The organism is Streptomyces botrytidirepellens, assembly GCF_003721215.1.
Classification (GTDB): domain Bacteria; phylum Actinomycetota; class Actinomycetes; order Streptomycetales; family Streptomycetaceae; genus Streptomyces; species Streptomyces himastatinicus.
This window is the reverse complement of record NZ_RIBZ01000027.1, coordinates 1-22,095: the sequence shown is the minus strand read 5'-3', so window position 1 is coordinate 22,095 and position 22,095 is coordinate 1. Positions and strand designations below refer to the sequence as shown.

Annotated in this window: 18 protein-coding genes and 1 pseudogene; 15 read left to right on the top strand and 4 right to left on the bottom strand. The window is 68.5% G+C overall.

The window, feature by feature from the left end:
- The 3 genes and pseudogenes from EEJ42_RS01535 to EEJ42_RS01525 form a co-directional block, all read left to right on the top strand.
- A partial coding sequence (locus EEJ42_RS01535) for an integrase core domain-containing protein (RefSeq protein WP_148081807.1) occupies nt 1-694 on the top strand: 694 nt, incomplete at its 5' end.
- 69 nt (nt 695-763) lie between these two features.
- Entirely contained in the window at nt 764-1,966 is a 1,203-nt protein-coding gene (locus EEJ42_RS01530; protein WP_123098231.1) for an IS110 family RNA-guided transposase, read from the top strand.
- 265 nt (nt 1,967-2,231) lie between these two features.
- Nucleotides 2,232-3,322 (top strand): annotated as a pseudogene (locus EEJ42_RS01525) (integrase core domain-containing protein).
- A gap of 45 nt (nt 3,323-3,367) precedes the next feature.
- Here the strand turns inward: EEJ42_RS01525 and EEJ42_RS01520 are convergent.
- Both EEJ42_RS01520 and EEJ42_RS01515 read right to left on the bottom strand, forming a co-directional pair.
- Nucleotides 3,368-4,234: a Cof-type HAD-IIB family hydrolase gene (locus EEJ42_RS01520; RefSeq protein ID WP_123098230.1), complete on the bottom strand. Its 867-nt coding sequence runs from the start codon at nt 4,232-4,234 to the stop codon at nt 3,368-3,370.
- Between the two features lie 24 nt (nt 4,235-4,258).
- Nucleotides 4,259-5,458 (bottom strand): ROK family transcriptional regulator, encoded by a 1,200-nt coding sequence (locus EEJ42_RS01515; RefSeq protein WP_123098229.1) that lies wholly within the window; start codon nt 5,456-5,458, stop codon nt 4,259-4,261.
- 381 nt (nt 5,459-5,839) lie between these two features.
- Between EEJ42_RS01515 and EEJ42_RS01510 the strand changes: the two genes are divergently transcribed.
- From EEJ42_RS01510 to EEJ42_RS01470, 9 genes are all read left to right on the top strand, one after another.
- Nucleotides 5,840-7,354 (top strand): aldehyde dehydrogenase family protein, encoded by a 1,515-nt coding sequence (locus EEJ42_RS01510; RefSeq protein WP_123098228.1) that lies wholly within the window; start codon nt 5,840-5,842, stop codon nt 7,352-7,354.
- Between the two features lie 18 nt (nt 7,355-7,372).
- Nucleotides 7,373-8,983 carry a GMC family oxidoreductase gene (locus EEJ42_RS01505; RefSeq protein ID WP_123098227.1) on the top strand — a complete coding sequence of 537 codons (1,611 nt, stop codon included), beginning with the start codon at nt 7,373-7,375 and terminating at the stop codon, nt 8,981-8,983.
- Between the two features lie 277 nt (nt 8,984-9,260).
- A complete protein-coding gene (locus tag EEJ42_RS01500) occupies nt 9,261-10,970 on the top strand; it encodes a sodium:solute symporter family protein (protein ID WP_123098226.1) in 1,710 nt (569 codons plus the stop codon).
- 14 nt (nt 10,971-10,984) lie between these two features.
- Nucleotides 10,985-11,284, top strand: a complete 300-nt coding sequence (locus tag EEJ42_RS01495; RefSeq protein ID WP_123098225.1) for a hypothetical protein — start codon at nt 10,985-10,987, stop codon at nt 11,282-11,284.
- A gap of 227 nt (nt 11,285-11,511) precedes the next feature.
- Nucleotides 11,512-12,249: an SDR family NAD(P)-dependent oxidoreductase gene (locus EEJ42_RS01490; protein WP_123098224.1), complete on the top strand. Its 738-nt coding sequence runs from the start codon at nt 11,512-11,514 to the stop codon at nt 12,247-12,249.
- Nucleotides 12,246-13,814 (top strand): CoA-transferase, encoded by a 1,569-nt coding sequence (locus tag EEJ42_RS01485; RefSeq protein ID WP_221179305.1) that lies wholly within the window; start codon nt 12,246-12,248, stop codon nt 13,812-13,814. Before EEJ42_RS01490 ends, EEJ42_RS01485 begins: the two co-directional genes overlap by 4 nt.
- Before the next feature lie 18 nt (nt 13,815-13,832).
- Nucleotides 13,833-14,627: an enoyl-CoA hydratase/isomerase family protein gene (locus EEJ42_RS01480; RefSeq protein WP_123098223.1), complete on the top strand. Its 795-nt coding sequence runs from the start codon at nt 13,833-13,835 to the stop codon at nt 14,625-14,627.
- Nucleotides 14,624-15,793: a dihydrodipicolinate synthase family protein gene (locus EEJ42_RS01475; RefSeq protein WP_123098222.1), complete on the top strand. Its 1,170-nt coding sequence runs from the start codon at nt 14,624-14,626 to the stop codon at nt 15,791-15,793. The genes EEJ42_RS01480 and EEJ42_RS01475 overlap by 4 nt, the downstream gene beginning before the upstream one ends.
- Nucleotides 15,790-16,614, top strand: a complete 825-nt coding sequence (locus EEJ42_RS01470; protein WP_184502880.1) for a sugar phosphate isomerase/epimerase family protein — start codon at nt 15,790-15,792, stop codon at nt 16,612-16,614. Before EEJ42_RS01475 ends, EEJ42_RS01470 begins: the two co-directional genes overlap by 4 nt.
- A 787-nt stretch (nt 16,615-17,401) precedes the next feature.
- Here EEJ42_RS01470 and EEJ42_RS01465 read toward each other — a convergent pair.
- Nucleotides 17,402-18,697, bottom strand: coding sequence for a DUF1479 domain-containing protein (locus tag EEJ42_RS01465; RefSeq protein ID WP_123098221.1), 1,296 nt, complete (start codon nt 18,695-18,697; stop codon nt 17,402-17,404).
- A gap of 148 nt (nt 18,698-18,845) precedes the next feature.
- Nucleotides 18,846-19,145, bottom strand: coding sequence for a Rossmann-fold NAD(P)-binding domain-containing protein (locus tag EEJ42_RS01460; protein WP_221179304.1), 300 nt, complete (start codon nt 19,143-19,145; stop codon nt 18,846-18,848).
- Nucleotides 19,146-19,160: 15 nt separating this feature from the next.
- Between EEJ42_RS01460 and EEJ42_RS01455 the strand changes: the two genes are divergently transcribed.
- The 3 genes from EEJ42_RS01455 to EEJ42_RS01445 all read left to right on the top strand — a co-directional run.
- Nucleotides 19,161-19,994: an alpha/beta fold hydrolase gene (locus EEJ42_RS01455; protein WP_123098220.1), complete on the top strand. Its 834-nt coding sequence runs from the start codon at nt 19,161-19,163 to the stop codon at nt 19,992-19,994.
- 354 nt (nt 19,995-20,348) lie between these two features.
- On the top strand, nt 20,349-21,326 hold the full coding sequence (locus EEJ42_RS01450; protein ID WP_123098219.1) for an aminotransferase class I/II-fold pyridoxal phosphate-dependent enzyme: 978 nt from the start codon (nt 20,349-20,351) through the stop codon (nt 21,324-21,326).
- A gap of 443 nt (nt 21,327-21,769) precedes the next feature.
- On the top strand, nt 21,770-22,095 hold a 326-nt coding region (locus tag EEJ42_RS01445; protein ID WP_148081806.1), incomplete at its 3' end, for a phage integrase central domain-containing protein.

The window sequence follows — 22,095 nt, the reverse complement described above, 5'->3', positions numbered from 1 at the left end:
GCGAGCTGCTCGTGCTGGGAGTGAAGGTGCTGCGTCGACCGTCTGGAAGATCCTGAAGGATGCCGGCATCGATCCGGCGCCCGGCCGGAGCTCCAGCACGTGGGCCGACTTCCTGCGTTCCCAAGCCGACGCCCTCCTGGCCTGTGACTTCTTTGAGGCGGTCACCCTCTCCGGCGCGCGGATGTACGTACTCGCGGTGATCGAACACAGCAGTCGCCGCATCCGGGTCCTGGGCGCCACCGCACACCCGACCACAGCCTGGGTAACCCAAGCGGCGAAGAACCTGGTCATGGATCTCGAGGACGTAGGCTGCCGGGCACGGTTCATGATCCGGGACAGGGACGGGAAGTTCCCCGCCCTGTTCGATGCCGTCCTCAAGGACGCGGGGATCGAGGTCGTCCTCACCGGCATCCAGATGCCGAGAATAAACTCGGTCATGGAAAGGTGGGTGCAGACCTGCAGACACGAGCTCCTGGACCGGACCCTGATCTGGAACCAGCGCCACCTCCTCCACGCCCTACGAGAGTTCGAGGAGTTCTACAACTCCCATCGACCGCACCAGGGCATCGCGAACGCCCGACCGCTACACCCACTGCCCACACCAATCAACGATCCCTACAAGCTAAGCCACCTCGACATACGACGCCACGACCGCCTTGGCGGCATCCTCCACGAATACAGACATGCCGCGTGACCTGCACGGACGAGGTATTCGGCAAGCACAGCCGCGCCAAGGCCGGGCAAGCACGACCGGAGACTGCACGTGATCGACACCAGCGACATCGGACTCTTTCTCGGCCTGGACGTCGGCAAGGGCGAACACCACGCCACCGCCCTCACTCCGACCGGGAAGAAAGCCCTCGACAAGCGGCTGCCCAACAGCGAGCCCAAACTCCGCGAGATCTTCGCGAAGTTGCAGGCCAAGCACGGCACAGTGCTCGTGATCGTCGACCAGCCGGCGCCCATCGGCGCCCTGCCCATCGCGGTGGCCCGCGACATGGACTGCCAGGTCGCCTACCTGCCCGGTCTCACGATGCGGCGGATCGCCGACCTCTATCCCGGCGAGGCCAAGACCGACGCCCGCGACGCCTTCGTCATCGCCGACGCCGCCCGGTCGATGCCGCGCACCCTCCGCTCCATCGAGCTGGACAGCGAGACGATCGCCGAGCTGGAGATGATCGTCGGCTTCGACGACGACCTGGCCGGAGAGGCCACCCGCATCAGCAACCGGCTGCGCGGCCTGCTCACCCAGATCCACCCGCACCTCGAACGTGTCCTGGGCCCACGCATCCAGCACCCCGCCGTCCTCAGACTGCTGGAACAGTTCGGCTCGCCAGCCCTCATCCGCAAGGCCGGACGACGCCGACTGGCCAACCTGATACGCCCGAAGGCTCCGCGGATGGCCGAACGGCTGGTCGAGGACATCTTCACCGCGCTCGACGAACAGACCGTCGTCGTCCCCGGCACGGACGCGGCCGCCATGATCGTGCCCAGCCTCGCCAGCTCGCTCCAAGCCGTCCTCGACCAGCGGAAACTCCTCGCCACGAGGATCGGGGAACTGCTGGAGGCCCACCCTCTTTCCAAGGTCCTGACGTCCATACCCGGCATCGGCGTCAGGACCGGAGCCAGGATCCTCATCGACGTCGGCGACGGCAGCAGCTTCCCGTCCGCCGCCCACCTCGCCGCTTACGCCGGGCTCGCTCCCGCGACCCGCAGCTCGGGATCGTCGATCCGCGGCGAACAACCCTCCCGCCGGGGAAACAAGCAGCTCAAACGGGCCTTCTTCCTCTCCGCCTTCGCGGCCCTGGCCGACCCGGTCTCGCGGGCCTACTACGACAAGAAGATCGCTCAGGGAAAGCACCACACCCAAGCCCTCCTCTGCCTCGCGAGACGAAGAGCGGACGTGCTCTTCGCGATACTCCGCGACGGCACCCTCTACGACCCCCAACCCGCCCCCACGGGTTGACGAAACCCATAGGGACACCCCCCCACCAATAGCATTTCTCACCGCACCGCCAGAGCACCGCCGAGCACGGCGGTGCTCGCAACACACTGCGGTTGACGCCGAAGGCCATCAAAATTCGACTGCGTTCGAGGCCAAAGTCAATGATCAGACTGAGAAGTTGCGCCTGAAGCAACGTTGTACGTGCCAGAATCCTCATCCGTGCTGGTCACGACGGGCACCACGACCCCCTTGCAGACCCTAGCCTCCCCCACACCAGCATGGTGGAGTGCTGCTACGACTGCTCTACCTGGCCTTGACGAGCATGTTCACCCTGATACGGCTCCTACCGAGGAGTGAGCGCGACAAAGAGGCCGAGATCCTGGCACTACGCCACCAACTCGACGTGCTGCAGCGACAGACCGACAAACCGAAACTCACCTGGCCAGACCGCGCCCTGCTGGCGCCCTCCTACATCGCCTCCCCCGGGTCCGTCTTCGCCAACTACCGCTGATCGTCACACCTGACACGGTGCTGCGCTGGCACCGTGACCTGCTGCGCCGCCGCCACGCCATGGCATCCCGCCCCAAACGCACGGGACGACCCCGCACCGTACGATCCATCCGCGCCCTCGTATTACGTCTGGCACGACAAGATTCCAGCCGGGGCTACCGACGCATCCACGGCGAACTCGCCTCCCTCGGCATCAAGGTAGCCGCCAGCACCGTGTGGAACATCCTCAAGGAGCACGGCATAGACCCAGCACCCGAACGCGACCACACCACCTGGGCGACCTTCCTGCGCTCCCAGGCCCAGGCCATCCTCGCCGCCGACTTCTTCGAGACCAAGACCCTGAACGGAGCGACGCTGTACGTCCTCGCGGTGATCGAGCACGCCACCCGCCGCGTGCGGATCCTCGGCGCGACCGCACACCCCAGCGCCGCCTGGGTCACTCAGCTCGCCCGGAACATGGCCATGGACCTCCAAGACGCAGGCTCCAGGGCGAAGTTCTTGATCCGGGACCGGGACGTACGCTACCCGGCATCCTTCGACACCGTCCTGCAAGTCGAGGACGTCGAGGTCGTCCAGACCGGCGTTCAGATGCCGCGCATGAACGCGATCATGGAGCGTTGGGTGCGGTCATGCAGAACCGAGCTTCTCGACCGCACCCTCATCTGGAACCAGACGCATCTCCTCCACGCATTGCGCGAATACGAGGGGTTCTACAACGAGCACAGACCTCACCGCACTCTCGCAAGTGCCGCGCCACTCCAACCTCTACCCGAACCGATCACCGCCCCGGACCAGCTCACCCATCTCGATGTCCATCGACGCGATCGCCTCGGCGGCCTCCTGCACGAGTACCGACATGCTGCGTAACCAGTACGGACGTAGTTCTTGGCACCTACAGGGTCGCCCGGGCCCTCACTCGCCCGGCAGGCTCAGCAGGCGGGTGATCGTGCGCAGGACGCCGTTCTCGTTGTTGGACGGTGCCAGATACCGGGCCCGGCGGATGACGTCCGGGTGGGCGTTGGCCATGGCGAACGCCCACTCGGCGGCGTCCAGCATTTCCAGGTCGTTGAGGTAGTCGCCGAACACCACCGTCTGCGCGGGCGTGATGCCGAGATCTCGCTGGAGCCGGCCTATGGCGGCGCCCTTGTTCGCGGTGAGATTCATGACGTCGATCCAGTGCTCACTGGAGACGACGACCTGGTGAGTGGCAGTGAACGACTCCAGGGCCGGGGCGGTGATCCGTGCGGCCGGTCCGAAGTCGAAGAGTGCGACCTTGATGATCTCGTCCTCGACCGCGGTGACGTTGGCGACGATCTGAAGCTGGGTGTAGTACTTCCGCACCTCCGCCAGAAACGGTTCGTCGGTCCGCTCGACGTAGGCGGACCGCTTCCCGCACACGACGGCGCCCACATCCACGCCGTCGTCCGCGAGCTGCCGTACGGTCTTGGCCACCCGGGCGGCGACGGCGGGATCCAGCGGGTCGGAGCTCAGCTCCACACCGTCACGTACGACGTAGGTGCCGTTCTCGGCGATGAACACCATGCCGTTCTCCGCACCGGCGAACTGATGGGCCAGCGTGGCGTACTGGCGGCCGCTCGCGGGGCTGAAGAGGACGCCACGTTGCCGCAGTCGGGCCAGTACCCGTCCCAGCTCCCGGGGGACTTCCCCGGCGTCGTCGAGGAGGGTGCCGTCCATGTCGGTGACGATCAGCCTGATGTCGGCGCGCGGGTTCGCCAACGCAGGCACGGTGAGGTCGGGCTCGTACGAGAAGGCGGGCATGGTGTCCTGTTCGTGTATGCGGTCTCAGGATCCCTGGGCCTGGCTGTGCAGATCGCCCCGGGCGCGACGCAGAGCAACGGCGAGGGCGCCGCGCAGGGGCGCTGCGTCGCCCAGGGCGCCGGCCTCGACGGGCGGGGGCAGGGGCGCGAGACCGTTCACTGCTGCGCGGACGGGTTCGAGCAGGGCGGGGTGGCTTCCGATGGGTCCGCCGAGGAGGACCACTTCGGGGTCGACGACCGCGCAGACGGTGGCGATGGCCTCGCCGATGGTGCGGCCTTCCTCTTCAACGACGGCGCGTGCCTCCGCATCGCCCTCGTCGGCGCGCTGGAGGATCTCGCGGGCGACGGCCACGGAATCCAGGCTGTCGGTCGGTGACAGCTGCCGCGGGCGGAACCCCGCCGCCGCAACGGCGCGGGCGAATCCGTGCCGCAGATGGGTGCCGGGGGACTCGGAACCCATGCCGAGGTAGCCGATCTCGCCGGCCACCCCGCGTGCGCCCCGGATGAGATGGTCACCGATGACCAGCCCCATGCCCATGCCGGCGCCGATGAAGATGTAGGCGAAGCTATCGGCGTCGCGTGCCGCGCCGTGCCAGCGCTCGGCCACGGCGGCGAGGTTGACGTCGTTCTCCACCAGCAGCGGGGCGTCGGTCAGGCCAGCGAGGGCTTCCTGGGGCTGGAAGAGCCCCTCCGGGTAGGGCGTGTCCTCCAGCGGGATCACGGCGGAGGTCATGGGATCGACGGGGTTGGCGACGGAGACTCCGACGGCCAGGGGGTTTCCGTGGCCGACGGTTCCCTGGTCGATCGCCCCGGTGATGATGGAGCGCAGCTGCCTGGCGATGTGGTCCGGGTCGCGGGGCTGCGCGGGTTGGTGCGTGCTCTCCAGGAACGGGCGGCCGAAGAGGTCAGCGGCGCACAGCCTGATCTCGCTCGGATGGAGGTCGACGGCGATGACGAAGCCCGCGTCCGCAGCTACCTGGTAGTAGGTACCGACCCTTCCCTGCCGGCCACGCTGTTCTCCAGCGGGCAGCAGCAGCTTCATCTCCTCCAGACGGCGTACGGATTCCGAGACGGTGGTCTTGGAAATCCCTGTCCGCTGCGCGATCTCCGCTCGGGTGATGGGCGCGTGCTCGAACACGGTGTCCAGCACTATCTGGTCGGTCAGTTCGCGCAGCAGGGTCATGCTGGGCAGAGCCGCGCCGGCAAGCTCTCGACGGATCTCCATCGCACCTCATTGTCGTCCGTTGTCGTCGGACCTCTTGTCGCCCCATGTCGTCGCTGTTACCTTATCGCGAAATCCCTAGTAAGGACCCCTTCCTAACTAGGCGCGGTTACGAGACCGACCAAGCGTCGAAACATGGCCCACCAGCAGCAGCGCGATGTGGGCGCCGGCTGCCAGGACGAGGCGGAGATCCCGCGACACGGCCAGGAGCGCGTGCCCTCGGTACCACCGACCCGGTGGGGCTCCATGCCCGGCCGACGGCCCGGCACCCAGCCCCCAGCAGATCCAGTCACTACGGCCGCCCGGCGGCCCCAGGCCCCGAAGGGACTCGATCACCATGACGCAGCCGCCCCAGACAGCACAGCACGGACGGAAGGCACCCCGATGAACGCCACGACCACCCCGCCGGCACCCGGCAGCCTGCGTGCCTACGGCCATTACCTGGACGGACGCTGGACCCCCGCGCCCGAGCAGGGAGAGGGTATCGAACGCGTCGCCCCCGGAAGCGGCGGCCGTGTGGCGGCCCGGTTCGCCTCCGGCACCGCCGACGACATCGCAGCCGCGGTCCACGCCGCCCGGCGGGCCTTCGACACCGGTCCCTGGCCGCGGATGACCGGCATGGACCGCGGCCGGGTGCTGCTGCGCCTGGCCGCGCTCCTGCGGACACACTCCGAGGACTTCGCGCGCCTGGAAGCCGAAGAAGTGGGCAAGCCGCTCCAGCTGGCCCGCGGGGACGTGGCCGGATGCGTCGAGATGTTCGAATACGCCGCCGGCCTGGCCATGGCCGCGCGCGGAGACGTCCACACCAACCTTGGCGAGGACTTCACGGCTTGGACGGTACGCGAGCCGGTCGGTGTCGTCGGGATGATCACTCCGTGGAACTTCCCGCTGCTCCAGGTGGCACAGAAGCTGCCCTTCGCCCTCGGCGCCGGCTGCACCGCTGTGATCAAACCCTCCGAGTTGACCTCCAGCACCACCCTGGAGCTCGCCCGCCTGGCAGAGCAGGCCGGTGTCCCCGCGGGCGTGGTCAACGTGGTCACCGGTTACGGCAAGGACGTCGGGCAGCCGCTGGCGGAGAGCGGCGGCATCGACCAGCTGTCCTTCACTGGCAGCACCACCACGGGTCGGGCCATCATCACCGCTTCCGCAGCCCACGCCACGCGCCTGTCCCTGGAACTCGGCGGCAAGGCAGCCAGCGTCGTCTTCGCCGACGCCGATCTGGAGGACGCCCTCGACGGCGTGCTGTTCGGTGTCTACTTCAACCAGGGTGAATGCTGCGTGTCCGGCGCTCGGCTGCTGATCGAGGACGGCATCGCCGACGACTTCGTCGCCCGGCTGGTCGACCGCGCGGGCCGCATTCGCGTCGGCGACCCGTTCGACGACGGCACCGAGGTCGGTCCGCTGATCAGCCAGGACCACGTCGAGAAGGTCCTCGGCTACCTCAGCGGCGAGATCCTCGGGGACGCGCGGATCGCCGTCGGCGGCAGCGTGCTGAACGACGACGCGCATGGCAGCGGCGACTACCTGGCTCCGACCGTCGTCGACGGCGTACATCCCGACAGTCGGCTGTTCCGTGAGGAGATCTTCGGGCCTGTCCTGACCGTCACCCGATTCCGCGACTTCGAGGAGGCCATGGACTTGGCCAACGCCGTCGAGTACGGCCTGGCCAACACGGTGTGGACCAAGGACGTCGACAAGGCCATACGGGCCGCGCGCCGACTGCGCAGCGGTCGGCTGTGGATCAACACGACCATCGACGGCTCCGTCCAACTACCCGCTGGCGGCATGGGCGCCAGCGGCTATGGCCGTGAGATGGGACAGGCCGGGTTCGACGAGTTCACCGAGCTGAAGTCGGTCCAGCTGCGCACCGGTGCGCGCACCCCCTTCTTCCGCGACTGACGGCAGGGATACACACTCATGTCCACCCAGCACACCGAGTTCGACTACATCATCGCCGGGGGCGGAACCGCGGGCTGTGTGCTCGCCAACCGCCTCTCCGCGGACCCGGGCGTCAGCGTCCTGCTGATCGAAGCCGGCCCCACCGACCGCAACCCCCTCATCCATGTCCCCGCCGGTTTCGCGAAACTGACCGCCGGCCCCTACGAGTGGGGCTACCTCAGCCAGCCGCAGCGGCACTGCGACGGGCGGGAAATCCCACTCGCCCAAGGCAAGGTGATCGGCGGAGGCGGGTCCATCAACGCCCAGGTGTTCACCCGCGGCACCCGCGAGGACTACGACGAGTGGGCAAAGACCTACGGTTGCACCGGATGGGGCTTCAGCGACATCCAGCCCTACTACCTGCGCTCCGAGGGCAACGATCGGCTCTCCGCACCCTGGCACGGCACCGACGGCCCACTGGGGGCCTCCGACCCGGTCAACCCCCACCCGCTGTCCCGGGCCTTCGTCAAGGCAGGCCAGGAGTTCGGACTGCCGTACAACAGCGACTTCAACGGCGAGCACCAGTACGGCGTCGGCCTCTACCAGAACACCACGCGGAACGGACGGCGTTGCAGTGCGGCCGTGGCTTATCTGCATCCGGCCCGCAAGCGCCTCAACCTCACCGTGAGGACCGGCCACCTCATCGGCCGCATCCTGCTGGAGGGCACCCGCGCGGTGGGCGTCATGACCAGCAACGGCCATTCCCTGCACCGCTTCCGGGCCCGGAAGGAGGTCATCGTCTCGTCCGGCACCATCGGGTCCCCCAAGCTCCTGCAGCTCTCGGGCATCGGCGACCCCGCCGACCTGCGGGAGGCCGGTATCGAGGTGCGCCACGCCTTGCCTGGGGTGGGCAAGAACCTGCACGATCACTGCGACCTCGACATCATCTACCAGCTCAAGGCATACCAGAGCATGGACCGCTTCGACCGGCCCCGGCCGGCCACGGTGGGCGCGGGCCTGGAATACCTGGCCTTCCGCAAGGGGCCGCTGGCCTCCACCGTCGTCGAGGGCGGCGCCTTCACCTTCGGCGACCGCGACGGAACCACCCCCGACCTGCAGTTCCACTTCCTGCCCGCCGCGGGCGTCGAAGCCGGCATCGCCGCGGTGAGGCCGGGCTTCGGCTGCACCCTCAACTCCTACTTCGTACGGCCCCGCAGCCGCGGTACCGTCCGCATCGCCTCCGCCGATCCCGCGGCGCCGCCCCTCATCGACCCGAACTACCTGGCCGACGACTACGACGTCGAGATGAGCGTGGAAGGCGTTCGGCAGAGCCGCGAGATCATGTCCCAGCCCTCCATGGCCCAGCACATCAAGGCCGAGCATCTGGCCGGCGGGCGGGCGCTCGACTCGAAGGACGACTACATCCGGTTCCTCCGCAGCCACGGCCGTACGTCCTACCACCACGTCGGTACGTGCGCGATGGGCAACTCCGACACCTCCGTCGTCTCCCCCGACCTGAAGGTGTACGGCCTGGACGGCCTGAGGGTCGTCGACGCCTCCGTGATGCCCCGCATCGTCAGCTCCAACACCCAGGCCCCGACCGTCATGATCGCCGAAAAGGCATCCGACCTGATCCTCGGCGCGGCCTGAACCGGCCGACGCACTTCACTCACAGGGCCTTCCCCGCCCATCGAGCCACACATCATCGCGCCGGACCATCGCATTCCCCTCCTCCCCTCCGCTCCTCCCTCTCGCCGAACGCGAGGGAATCGCGCCCAGCGTCGTCCGTCGCCGCCCGTGACGGACCGCATCAGAAAGAAGAGCCGAATCATGACCCAAGCCGTACACGGCAGCACGCGGTCTGCCGCAGGATCACCGCCCATGGCCGTTCGGCCGACCCTGAGCCGCGAAAAGGACGGAGGACTCCATGCTCACGCTTGCTGAGGCCAGCCTCCGCCTCGACGCCACACCGATCGACTACCTGCTCATCGCCGTGTACTTCGTATTCGTCCTGGGGATCGGCCTCCTGGCACGGCGCAGGGTCGCCTCCAGCCTGGACTTCTTCCTCTCCGGACGTTCTATGCCCGCGTGGGTCACCGCCCTGGCGTTCATCTCGGCGAACCTCGCCGCGGTGGAGCTGATCGGCATGACCGCCAACGGCGCCCAATACGGCATGCCCACCATGCACTACTACTGGATCGGGGCCATCCCGGCCATGGTGTTCCTGGGCCTGGTCATGATGCCGTTCTACTACGGCTCCAAGGTACGCAGCGTCCCCGAATTCCTGCTGCGGCGCTTCGGCCCATTCGCCCATCTCGTCAACTCCATCAGCTTTGCCGTCGCCCAGGTCCTCATCGCCGGCGTGAACCTCTACGCGCTGTCGACCGTCGTGAACGTGCTGCTGGGGTGGCCGACCTGGGTGTCGATCATCGCGGCGGCCATGGTTGTCCTCGCGTACACCGCCCTTGGTGGCCTGTCGGCGGCGATCTACAACGAGGTCATGCAGTTCTTCGTGATCCTCGCGCTGCTCGTACCGCTGACCGTCATCGGCCTGCACAAGGCCGGCGGCTGGGACGGGCTGGTCGCGAAGATCAACGGCGGTAGGGCCGGAACGGCCCTGCAGGTGGACTCCTGGCCCGGCACCAACATCACAGGCATCGGCGACTCCACGCTCTCGGTCCTCGGCATCGTTTTCGGCCTCGGGTTCGTCCTGTCCTTCGGCTACTGGACGACGAACTTCGCCGAGGTGCAGCGGGCCCTGTCCGCCCGCAGCATGTCCGCCGCCCGGCGTACCCCGCTGATCGGCGCCTACCCCAAGGCGCTGGTCGCCCTGGTCATCATCATCCCGGGCATGCTGGCCGCCGTCCTCTCCCCCGAGCTGGCCAAGCTCAAGGCTGCCAACATGGCCGACCCCCGTGTGCAGGAACTCGGCGGTGTGTCCTTCAACAACGCACTCGAGCTACTGATGCGCGACCTGCTGCCCAACGGCCTGCTCGGCATCGCCATCGCCGGACTACTCGCGGCGTTCATGGCCGGCATGGCCGCCAACGTAAGCGCCTTCAACACGGTTGTCACCTACGACATCTGGCAGACCTACGTGAAGAAGGGCCGCTCGGACCGCTACTCCCTGCTGACCGGCCGGGTCGTCACGGTGGCAGGCTGCGTGGTGGCCATCGGAACCGCGTTCATCGCGGGGAACTTCGGCAACATCATGGACTACCTGCAGACGCTGTTCGGCTTCTTCAACGCCCCGCTGTTCGCCACCTTCATCCTCGCCCTGTTCTGGAAGCGGATGACCCCGGCGGCAGGCGGCATCGGGCTCATCGCCGGCACCGTCTCGGCGGTCACCATCGACCTGCTCAACCGAGGCGGCGTACTCGACCTGTCCGGCCAGGGCGCCAGCTTCCTCGCCGCCACCACGGCCTTCGTCGTCGACATCGCCCTCAGCGTCGCCGTCTCCCTGGCCACCAGGCCCAAGCCGGACAGTGAACTCGCTGGCTTGGTATGGCAGTTGACCCCGCGCAGCAGCCGTACGCACGACGCGACCGGCGAGGACGCCGGCTGGTACCGCAAACCGGTCGTTCTGGGCGGCGGCGCGCTGCTGCTGACCGCGGCACTCAACATCATCTTCTGGTGAGAAGGAAAGCCCCGATGCCCGACAGCAACCACCAAGCGACACCGTCCCGCCGCGCCGCCCTGTTCGACCTGCGTATCCTCATCGCCGCCCTGTTCGCCGTCTACGGAACGGTCCTGACGGTCATGGGGGCGGCAGGAGCCTCGAACGAGGACCTCGAAAAAGCCGGAGGCTGGAATGTCAACCTCTGGAGCGGGATCGCGATGCTCGCGGTCACCGCGGCCTTCGGCAGCTGGGCCCTGCTGCGCCCTGTGCGGATACCCCCGTCCGCCGAGCAGGAGCCGACGCCGGACGAGGAGCAGCCCCAGCCGGTCTGACCCGGCCCTTGCACATCCCGGCCGGACCGCACAGCCCGCCCCGCCGCGGTTCCGGCCGGGACCACCAACCCGAGACGCCCGACTCACCCATGAGCCGACACCGGGCGCCGCACCCCGAGCTTCCGTGCGACGGGGCACCTGACGCACCCAGAACGGGGTTTCCCACTCCCGACAACCACACGACGTAACTGGCGGAATTGGAACCGCCCTCAGACCTTGGAGCTGCAATGAGACTGGCCGGGAAAGCCGCCGTGGTGACCGGCGGCGCCTCAGGAATCGGACGCGCGGTGGTGGAAGCCTTCCTCCGGGAGGGGGCTCGCGTCGGCATCGTCGACCGGGACGCGGAGGCCGCCGAGATCGAGGGGCCGGAGTTCGCCGTCATCGGGGACGCAGGGGCCCCGCAGACCTGGCAGCAAGTGGAGGACCAGGTCACAAAGCACTGGGGAGGGCTGGACGTCCTGGTCAACAACGCCGGCTACGGGATCCGCGCCTCGGTGGCCGACACCTCGTGGGAGGACTGGCAGACGATTCTGACGACCAACGTCAGCAGCGTCTTCCTCGGCTGCCGCACCGCGATCACGCTCATGCGCAAGACGGGCGGCGGCAGCATCGTCAACATGGCATCCGTCGCGGGCCAGATCGGCATGTCCGAACGGGCCGCGTATTGCGCCACCAAGGCCGCGGTCGTGGGTCTGTCCAAGGCGATGGCCGTGGACCACGCCAACGAGGGCATCCGGGTCAACTGCGTTGCGCCCGGCACGACCGACACTCCGTATTTCTCGAAGATCTCCGCGCACCTGGCCGATCCCGACGCCTACCGGGCAGACCTGGCCGCCCGGCAACCGCTGGGACGGCTCGGCCGGCCCGAGGAGATAGCCGCCGCGACGCTCTTCCTGGCCTCCGAGGAGTCCTCGTTCGCGACCGGCTCCGTCCTGACCGTCGACGGCGGAATGAGCGTCTGGTGAGCACCGCACCCCGAACCCCGAGCCCCGCGAAGACAGCGGCCCCGCGCCTGTGCGAGCCGGCCGAGCTGGCACGGATGGTGCCCGACGGAGCGACCGTCGCCATCACCGGAGCCGGCGGCGGCGTGATCGAGCCGGAGGCGGTCTTCGCCGCGTTGGAGCAGCGCTTCCTCAGCGAGACCCTCCCCCGCGACCTGACGCTGGTGCATGCCCTCGGTGTCGGAGACCGGCAGCAGCGGGGCACCAACGCGTTCGCCCACCCCACGATGGTGCGCCGGGTCGTTGGCGGTCACTGGACCTGGTCACCGGAGATGACACGGCTCGCGGCCGACGAGGAGATCGAGGCATATGTCCTGCCGGGTGGCGTGATCAGTCTGTTGCTGCGCGAGATCGGTGCCCGCCGCCCCGGCCTGATCACCACGACCGGCCTGGGCACGTTCGTCGATCCCCGCCAGTCCGGCGGTCGGGCCAACGCCTCCGCCAAGGACGCCCTCGTCGAACGGGTCGAGTTCGACGGCCAGGAATACCTGCGCTACCGCCCGTTCCGCGTGGACGTCGGTATCGTCCGGGGCACCGCCATCGACCCGAACGGCAATGTCACCCTGCGCGGTGAAGCCGCGCAGCTCGACGCCCTGGCGGTCGCCCAGGCCGCCAAAGCGTCCGGCGGCATCGTCCTGGCCCAGGTGCAGCGGCGGCTGGACACGCCGCTCAATCCCCGGGACGTGCAACTGCCGCGCTTCCTCCTCGACGCGGTCGCCGTCGTGCCCGAGCAGCGGCAAACGTACCTCGGGGCTCACGACCCCGCCCTGTGCGGCGACGCACCGGCTCCTCCGTACGAGCCCGCTCCCGCCGCATCGCCCGTCCGCAGGCTGATCGCCCGCCGCGCGGCCGAAGAGGTACGCACCGGAGACGTGATGAACCTCGGCTTCGGCATCTCCAGTGAGGTCGTCGACGTCCTGGCCGAACAGGACCGGCTGGGCGAGGTCACGACCTGCATCGAACAGGGGCACACCGGCGGCACCCCGCTGTCCGGCGACATGTTCGGTGTCTGCAGCGGCGCGGAGATCACCGTACCGTCCACCACCCAGTTCGACTTCTTCGCCAGCGGTCTGCTGGACGCGACGTACTTGGGCATGGCCGAAGTCGACGCGAGCGGATCGGTCAATGTCAGCCGCATCGGCGGGGGCATCATCGGCCCCGGCGGCTTCATCGACATTTCGCAGTCGGCCCGACGTGTGGTCTTCTGCGGCCAGTTCACCGCCAAGGGCACCCGCATGACGGTGGCCGACGGCGCCCTGCGCATCGATCGCGAGGGTGAGGTCGGCAAGTTCGTCCAGGCCGTCGACGAAGTGACCTTCTCCGGCCCGCAGGCGCTGGCCCGCGGGCAGGAGGTCCTCTACGTCACCGAGCGCGCCGTCTTCCGCCTCGTCCCCGACGGTGTCGAGCTGATCGAAATCGCGCCAGGGATATCCGTCGACCGCGATGTCCTGCCGCACATGGGCTTCATTCCCATCGTCCGGGACCCGCGGGTCATGGATCCGGCCCTGTTCACCACCAGCACCCGCTGAGCCCTCCAGGAGGCAGCCATGGACCTGCGCAGGCAGGGACCCGTCGCCCACATCACCTTCGACCGGCCCGAGAAACTGCACGCGATGGACGCGGCCGGCTGGACCGGCCTGACCGAGCGGCTTCGGGAGGCCGGAGCCGACCCGGCGGTACGCGCCGTCGTCCTACACGGCTCACCGCGCGCCTTCTGCGCGGGCAACGACATCGACGAGTTCTTCCGGCTCACCACTCCCCAGCAGGCCCGCGACTACTTCATCGGCCTGGTGCTGCCGGCCATGCGGGCCGTCGTCGAATGCGACGTGCCCGTCATCTCCGCCGTGCGCGGCCGTGCCATCGGCGGCGGAGCCGAGATCGTCCTGGTGAGCGACCTCGCCATCGCCGGGATGAACGCCACCTTCCGCCTGCCCGAGGCCCGGATCGGCGTCTGGCCCACGGTCTTCGCCGCCGTCGCTCCGTACACCCTCGCCCACAAGCCCGCCGGCCTGCTGTCCCTGACCACTCGGCAACTCGACGCGGACACGGCTCTGCGCTGCGCCATGGTGCACGAGGTCGTCGACGACCAGGACGTCGATACGGCAGCGGAGCGCCTGGCGGAAACGATCGCCGAAGGCAGCCGCGACGCCATACGCCACACCAAGAGGTTCGCCACCGCACGGCTGCGCACCGACGGCATGAGCGCCGTCCACGACGCACTCGCCGCGCTCGCCGATGACACGCTCTCCGGCCCGGATGCCGCAGAAGGAACCCGGGCCTTCCGGGAGAAGCGCACCCCGTCGTTCGCCGTCGCCCCGCCCACCGTCAGGAGCCTGCCGTGACCCGCACACTCCACCTGCCCGTATCCGCCGGTGGGCTGGAACCCTATACGCCCGGCCACGCCTTCGGGCCTTACACGCCTCCGTGCAGCCCCTTGACCAGCCGCGTCGCCTACGCCGCAGCCCACGTCGTCGCGGACGCGCACGCGGAACAGCCTCCCGGCTCGCCCGCGGTGCTGGACTGGGACCGCACCCTGGCCTTCCGGCACGAGCTGTGGCGGTGGGGTTTCGGTGTCGCCGAGGCCATGGACACCGCGCAGCGCGGCATGGGCCTGGACTGGCCCACCGCCGCCGAACTCATCCGCCGGTCGGCCGCCGACGCCCGCTCGGTCGGCGGCCGGATCGTGGCCGGCGTGAGCACCGACCAGCTCACCGCGCCACAGCCGTCCCTCGACGACATCACTGCGGCCTACCTCGAACAGCTCGCCGTCACCGAGGAGGCCGGAGCCACCGCAGTGGTAATGGCCAGCCGCGCCCTGGCCTCCGCGGCGCGCACCCCCGAGGACTACCTCACCGTCTACGACCGCATCCTCAGCCAGGTCTCCCAGCCCGTCGTGCTGCACTGGCTCGGCGACATGTTCGACCCCCGACTCCGAGGCTACTGGGGGTCGGCGGACCTCGACGCCGCCACAGAGACCGTCCTCACGATCATGAACGCCCATGCCTCGAGGATCGACGGCATCAAGCTGTCACTGCTGAACGCCGACCGCGAACGCGCGCTGCGTCGCCGTCTCCTCGTGGGCGTACGCCTGTACACCGGCGACGACTTCAACTACAGCGACCTCATCCTCGGCGACGCCGACAGCGGCCACAGTGACGCCCTCCTCGGCGTCTTCGCCGCCATCGCTCCCGCGGCCTCTCAGGCCCTGCAGGCGCTGGACAAGGGTGACGTGGACACCTATCGGGCCCTGATGGAACCGACCGTCCCGCTGGGCCGCCACCTCTTCGAGACGCCCACCTTCCACTACAAGACCGGGGTGGTCTTCCTCGCCTGGCTGGGTGGCCACCAGGACCAGTTCACCATGATCAACGGGGCACAGACCAACCGCTCGCTCATCCATCTCGCTCAACTCTTCCGCCTGGCCGACCAGACCGGACTGCTGCGCGATCCGGATATCGCCGCAGGCCGCATGTACTCCTTCCTCGAACTCCACGGAGCCACCCGATGAGCGAGCTGAGCCGTTTCTCCTTCAACTCCGGGACGGCCAAGTACTGGCCGCTGCACGAGCTCATCGACACTGCGGCACGGCGCGGTCTGGGCGGGGTGGGCCTGTGGCGGAAGCCGGTCCAGGAAGCCGGGATCGACCGTGTTGCCCGGCAGGTTCGCGCTGCGGGTCTGCAGGTGACCAGTCTGTGCCGGGGTGGCTTCTTCCCCGCCACTGATGCCGCCACCCGTCAGCAGCGCATCGAGGACAACCGCCGGGCGCTCGACGAGGCCGCACGCCTCGGCGCCCAGACGCTCTGCCTGGTCTGCGGGGGTCTGCCGTCCGGCAGCCGGGACCTGGCCGGAGCACGGCAGATGGTCGCCGACGCGATTGCCGAACTAGCCCCGGAGGCCGGTGACTTGGGTGTCGTACTCGCCATCGAGCCGATGCACCCCATGTACTGCTCCGACCGCAGCGTCATCTCCACCCTGCGCCAGGCCCGGCTCCTCGCCGAGCAGTTCCCGGCCGAACAGGTGGGCGTTCTCGTGGACGCCTACCACGTCTGGTGGGACCCCGACCGCTTCAACGAACTGGCACTGCTCGGGGAACGCATCGCCGGCTTCCAGGTCTGCGACTGGACCGTCCCGTTGCCCGCTGGCGTACTCACCGGCCGCGGCATGATCGGCGACGGTTGCATCGACCTCCGCCGACTGCGCCAAGCCGTGGAGCACAGCGGATACCGTGGCCTCACCGAGGTCGAAATCTTCAACTCCGCGCTCTGGCAGCAGCCCGGCGAGGAGGTCTTCGACCTTGCCTGTGAACGGTACCTCGCCCACGTCGCCTAGCCTCTCCGACAGCGGCTCTCGGTCATCTGATGCATCGCGAGCGGCAGGACCAGCGCCCGCTCACAGCGATACACCGCCAGGCATAGTCGTTGCGCCAAGACCGGCGACAGCACGTCCCCAGGCACGCACTCCACGTGATCAATGCGGTCATAGATGACTTGAGCTGCATGTTCACCTACCAGACAGGTTGCCTGAGCTGATCGGTTTCGTTGTGCGCGTGAAGGCAATAGCTGACGCCAACCACGCGGGCCCGTGCGTGTCGAGCCGACTACTTGATCAGCACCGCGCTGGCGCAGCACCCCCAGCCGAACAGCCCAGCCAATGGGGTGGCCAGCACCCCTGCACATGAACCGTGCGCCAAGGCGCGGACCTCGCAGTTGGGGTCTCAGGACGGTGCCGGTGCTCAAGGTAGTGGCGCTTGTGCAACGGTTACTCGGTGGCATCCAGAACGGTGCCTCGGTGCTCTGGGAGCTGGGGCGGGTCTGCAGGATGGTCTGGGCATTAGTGGCCACGGGCAGGCCGGGCCAACTGGTCGAGCGAGTCGCGCCAAATTTTTTGGATTATTTCGGCCCGTCTCACCCCTCTGAACCAGTTAGACAGGACGCCTTACCAAATGTGGGGCGACGATCCTTCAGTGCTTGGCGGCGACCCCGCGGGCCCGGGCGGAGCAGGCGCATACGCAGCAGGTCCTGGCGCTCGGCGAGCCCCAGGACCTGCATGTTTCGTATATGCGGTGATGGCGTGTGGCCGGAGCCCCCTCCTCGGTGGCCCTCATCATCACCTCGACTCAGTCCAGACCGAGCCCTCGGCGACCGGCGTCGTTGAGCTGGTCGAGGGTGAAGCGACCGGCCCAGGAACGCTCGTAGTGCTCCTCGGGGAAATCGCTCGGGCTGGACCCGGTCACGAACGCCTCCCGCACATGCGCGGCATACTCCTCGTTGCGCGGGCACCAGGGGGCCGCGGGGATGTACATGACGTTGCCCCAGCCCTTCTGCTTCTTCACCGGCGCGACACTGTGGATCATGTCGCAGTGCCACCACACCGAGTCCCCGGGCTGCACGTCGGGGATGCCGGTGACAGCCTCCATGAGCAGCGGGTGCCACTTCTCATTGGCCGGGAAGACCTGATTGACCGTGACTCCGCACATGTCGTCCTCGGGCACGTCCGGCAGCAGCGGGCGCAGCATGAGGTAGGCCATGGCCTCGGGGATCGGGACCGTGTGCAGGACGCCCTGGTCGTGCCCCATCTCCGACAGCGCGGTCCAGCCCTGGAAGGTGCGGAAGGCCGAGCACATCGTCGAGCCCGGGTACGTCGGGCCCGCGGTGCGGTGGGCGGCGTCCCAGGGGTCGTACTGCTCAACGGCGCCGTCGAAGAGGTGCCGGAACGCCTTTTGGTATGCCTCGGTCATCCACAGGTCCAGCGTGCCGGGATCACAGTGGGTGCCCAGGCCGCCGGAGTCGGATCCCGGCGGGCGGCGGCGGATGCGGTCGGGGTACAGGGCGTCACGCTCGGGGTCGAACCATTGCACCCCATCCGACTCGTGCTTCCAGAACGAGTTCAGGAAGGACTGCACGCGAGCCATGCGGCGGCTCTGCCGGACCTCCATCTGCGCCTGGGACCAGTAGATCGGGTAGATCTCGGGCTTGGAGCCGACGCTGCCGAAGAAGTCGTCGCCGGGGCCGGCATAGTTCTCGAAGAACTTGTTCCGCTCGACGTAGTCGACGATGTCCGCGTCCCACGCCATGGCCTGCTCACGGGGGAAGTGGCCGCGCACCACCAGACAGCCGCGCTTCTTCAGCTTGGCCATCCGGTGCGGGGTTACCGTGCCGTTTTCGATGTCGGCGTAGTCGATGACCGGCCAGACACTCTCTCCGCGCTCCTTCTCGGCCTTGATCTCGGCCACGCAGGCGGCGACCCGCCGCTCGACCGCGGCGAAGACCTCCTCCACACTCCGGCCCGATGCCTCTATACGGGTCCGCAGAGCGGCCTTGATCTCACGGATCGCAGCGGGCAGGTCCTCCGGAACGGTCTCCCAGTGGGGCAGGGCTTCGGCGGCCTGCTCCCCATGGGCGGTGATGGTCATACTGAACCTCTTTGGTCAGGCGTCCTAACTGTTTCTCGAAGGTAACATCATCCACCATCTTTTAGGCAAGCCTCCTGACTAGCTTGCTGCACATCTTGTTGCCAGGTGCGGAGACGTGGCTCTCGATGTGCACCACGACCTGGTGCTCTCACACGAGCGGGCGCATCTGCCGCGCCAGTCGACGAACGCCGGGCAAAGTCTGCTGCGACCATGGCCAGCATTCCCGTCGGATGGCGTCGCAGCCGGTGTGCAGGAGCTGCTCGACGGCGGCGGCGACCTCATCGGCGGTGAGCATGGGTGTACCCGCGGCCCGTAACCGGTCCCGCCCCACCGCGGTCAGTGGGGTGTCGACCAGACCCGGGCAGACGGCACTGAGGCGGATTCCCTCCCTGGAGAGCGGACCGGGCAGGGCCCGGACCAGACCGATGACCGCCGCGTGCTTGGTCATGATGCAAAGAAGACCATGACTGCCCATGCTCCCCGCCAGGCCCACGTCACCTCCACCGACGGCACAAAGATCGCCGTCACGATCACCGGCCAGGGCCGCCCTCTGGTTGTATCTCCGGGCGCCCTCAACGCCGCCCAGGACTGGCAGGTCCTTGCCGATCTGCTGGCCCCGCGCTTCGCCACCTACGCGATCGACCGCCGCGGCCGGGGTGCCAGTGGCGACAACGGTGAGCACACCATCCAGCGGGAGGCCGACGACATCGCCGCCGTCCTCGGCCTCGCCGGGCCCGACGCGATCCTGCTCGGCCACTCCTACGGCGTACTGGTCACCCTCGCCCACGCCCTGCACCAGCCCCCGGCGGCTTTCATCCTCTACGAGCCCCCGATCCCGCTGGGCGGCCCTGTCGGCGGCGACGCCATCGCTCCCTTCGAGGAGGCCGTCCAGGCCGGCGACCTCGACCGAGCCCTCACTCTCGGGCTGCGGAACTTCCTGCGGTTTCCCGAGGAAGCCATCGAGGAGTTCCGTCAGACCCCGTTCTGGGCCATCCGCGCGTCCATGACCCCGACATGGGCCCGCGAGATGCGTGCGATGGACAGGTTCGGCGACGACCTTGCCCGCTTCGCGGCCCTCGGCATCCCGACGCTCCTCGTGATCGGCGAACTCAGCCCCCGCTGGCTGACGGACGTCTCCCGCCGCCTGCACCAGGCCCTGCCCGACGCCCGACTCGTCGAGATCCCCGGCGAAGCCCACGACGCCTTCCTCACCGGCCCCCACGCCCTCGCCGACGCCATCGCTGCTTTCGCTGGCGGCCTGCCTTGCCTGCTTAAGCCTTTGCGCGAGCAAGGCTAGTCACGGGCCGCCGGACCCCCGCCGACCCCGGATTCGTTCGCAGAACCCGTTCTCACTCAAAAGCGGGACGGACCCCTTCTGAGACTTGCGCGCAGGGGGCTACTTGTCACTTCGCCGTAGCTTCGGGAGACAGGGCCTTCGCCGTGGCCGCCAAGGCCGAAGCACTACGGGCCCAGGGCGCGGACGTCGTCACGCTCGCCGCCGAGAGCTCCAGGCGGCCACCAGCGCCGTGGTCGTGGAGACCGCCGTCGCCGCCCTACGCGACCCCGCCACCCACCACTACGGGACGGCCCAGGGCGGCCCCGCCCTGGGCGCACTCGTCGCCACCGCCATCGCCGACGACACCGGGCTCTCTTGGAGCGCGGACGACGTCCAGATCGCCCTCCTTGGAGCGCGGACGACGTCCAGATCGCCCTCGGCGTCAAGCACGCCCTCTTCGTCGCCACCCAGGCTCTGATCGACGCAGGCGACGAGGTCCTGGTCGCCGCGCCCGGCTGGCCCGGACATGCCGAGGTCGTCACCGCCGCCAGCGGCATCGCCGTCCCGGTCGCCACCGACGGCGAGTTCCGTATCTCGGCCGAGGTTCTCGACGGCTGCCGCACCCCGCGCACACGGGCGGTACTCCTCTCCAGCCCCGGCAACCCCACCGGCGTTGTGTACCCAGAGGCCCGGCTGAGGGAGATCGCCGACTGGGCGGAGCAGCACGGCATGTGGGTCATCAGTGACGACATCTACCGGGCGTTCGACTACACCGGGACCTACCGGTCGATCCTGCGGGTGGCTCCGCAGCTGCGCGGCCGTACCGTCGTCGTGGGCGGAGTGCCCAAGGAGCACGCCATGACAGGCTGGTGCGTCGGCTGGCTCGCGGCACCGCCGGAGATCATCGCCTCGGCGCGGCTCCACGTCTCACGCGCCATCACCCACGTCCCGACGGTCAACCAGCGTGCCGCGCTCGCCGCCCTGGGCGACACCGGCACCCCTATCGAGGCCGCCGGCAATTATCGGCGCCGGCGCCCGCTACTGGTGGAGGCGCTGAACGGGATCGACGGCATCGACTGCCCGCTGCCCGACGGCGGCATGTTCGCCTTCCCCGACGTCAGCACGCTCCTCCGTGACCGGGATTGGTCCAGCAGCGCCGAGCTCGCTGCCTGGCTCCTCGACACCGCCCATCTCGCCGTCGTACCCGGCGAGGCGTTCAACGCGCCCGGACGCATTTGCGTGTGCTTCGCTGTCGACGACGACACGCTGATCACCGCGCTCGAACGACTGCACACCGCCCTCGGACCCACGCGCCACGAGTCGGCCGCGCCACAGTTGGAGGAGGCCCGATGAGCCCCCCTGAGGAAACTCGAACGGCACATCATCGCGCTTGGCACACTATTTATTCCTTTGCAGCAAGATCGACAGACCATCCACACTTGTCGCCCCACCAAGGGATCACCGCAGGTCAGGAGGACTACAGATGCCGTTGTGGTCGCATGTGGTCGCAGGATTCCCCAGGCCGTGCGCGACAATGGGCATAGCGGTTCAATACGCAACTTTTGGAAGCGATCACCATGCGCTCCGCCACCACTCGCGGACGCGTCTACCGCCGGTGCGGCTGCCGGGACCAGCAGGACAAGCAGCTCGACTCACGCTGCCCACGGCTCCCCGAGGAGCCTGATCACGGCACCTAGAACTTTGCCGTCGATCTCCCCTCCCCCGCTCATCGCCGTCGCACCGTTCGCCGCGGCGGCTTTCCCACCCACAGCGACGCCTCGGGCGCCCTGCAGCGGATGGTCGCCAGCGACGGCGACGGGTTCTTCGCCGATCCGAACCAAACGGTCGGCGACTACCTGACCGCCTGGCTCCAGGCCAAGGCCATGACCCTGAAACCGACTACCACGGCCCGCTACCGCGCCTACGTCCAGGCCGACCTCATCCCCGCCCTCGGACACATCAAGCTCGACGACCTCGGCTACGCACACATCGCCGCCTTCGTACGGAACCAGTTCGCCCACGGCCACGGGCCGGTCACGGTTCACCGGATCCTGGCCACCCTCTCCAGCGCCCTCGGCGAAGCCGTCAAACACCACCGCCTCGACCGCAACCCCGCCCGGCC

Coding starts and splice junctions, on each gene's coding strand:
- EEJ42_RS01520 (WP_123098230.1), bottom strand. CDS start 4,234: ATGCCCGCCTTCTCGTACGAGCCCGACCTCACCGTGCCTGCGTTGGCG.
- EEJ42_RS01515 (WP_123098229.1), bottom strand. CDS start 5,458: ATGGAGATCCGTCGAGAGCTTGCCGGCGCGGCTCTGCCCAGCATGACC.
- EEJ42_RS01510 (WP_123098228.1), top strand. CDS start 5,840: ATGAACGCCACGACCACCCCGCCGGCACCCGGCAGCCTGCGTGCCTAC.
- EEJ42_RS01505 (WP_123098227.1), top strand. CDS start 7,373: ATGTCCACCCAGCACACCGAGTTCGACTACATCATCGCCGGGGGCGGA.
- EEJ42_RS01500 (WP_123098226.1), top strand. CDS start 9,261: ATGCTCACGCTTGCTGAGGCCAGCCTCCGCCTCGACGCCACACCGATC.
- EEJ42_RS01495 (WP_123098225.1), top strand. CDS start 10,985: ATGCCCGACAGCAACCACCAAGCGACACCGTCCCGCCGCGCCGCCCTG.
- EEJ42_RS01490 (WP_123098224.1), top strand. CDS start 11,512: ATGAGACTGGCCGGGAAAGCCGCCGTGGTGACCGGCGGCGCCTCAGGA.
- EEJ42_RS01480 (WP_123098223.1), top strand. CDS start 13,833: ATGGACCTGCGCAGGCAGGGACCCGTCGCCCACATCACCTTCGACCGG.
- EEJ42_RS01470 (WP_184502880.1), top strand. CDS start 15,790: ATGAGCGAGCTGAGCCGTTTCTCCTTCAACTCCGGGACGGCCAAGTAC.
- EEJ42_RS01465 (WP_123098221.1), bottom strand. CDS start 18,697: ATGACCATCACCGCCCATGGGGAGCAGGCCGCCGAAGCCCTGCCCCAC.
- EEJ42_RS01460 (WP_221179304.1), bottom strand. CDS start 19,145: ATGACCAAGCACGCGGCGGTCATCGGTCTGGTCCGGGCCCTGCCCGGT.
- EEJ42_RS01455 (WP_123098220.1), top strand. CDS start 19,161: ATGACTGCCCATGCTCCCCGCCAGGCCCACGTCACCTCCACCGACGGC.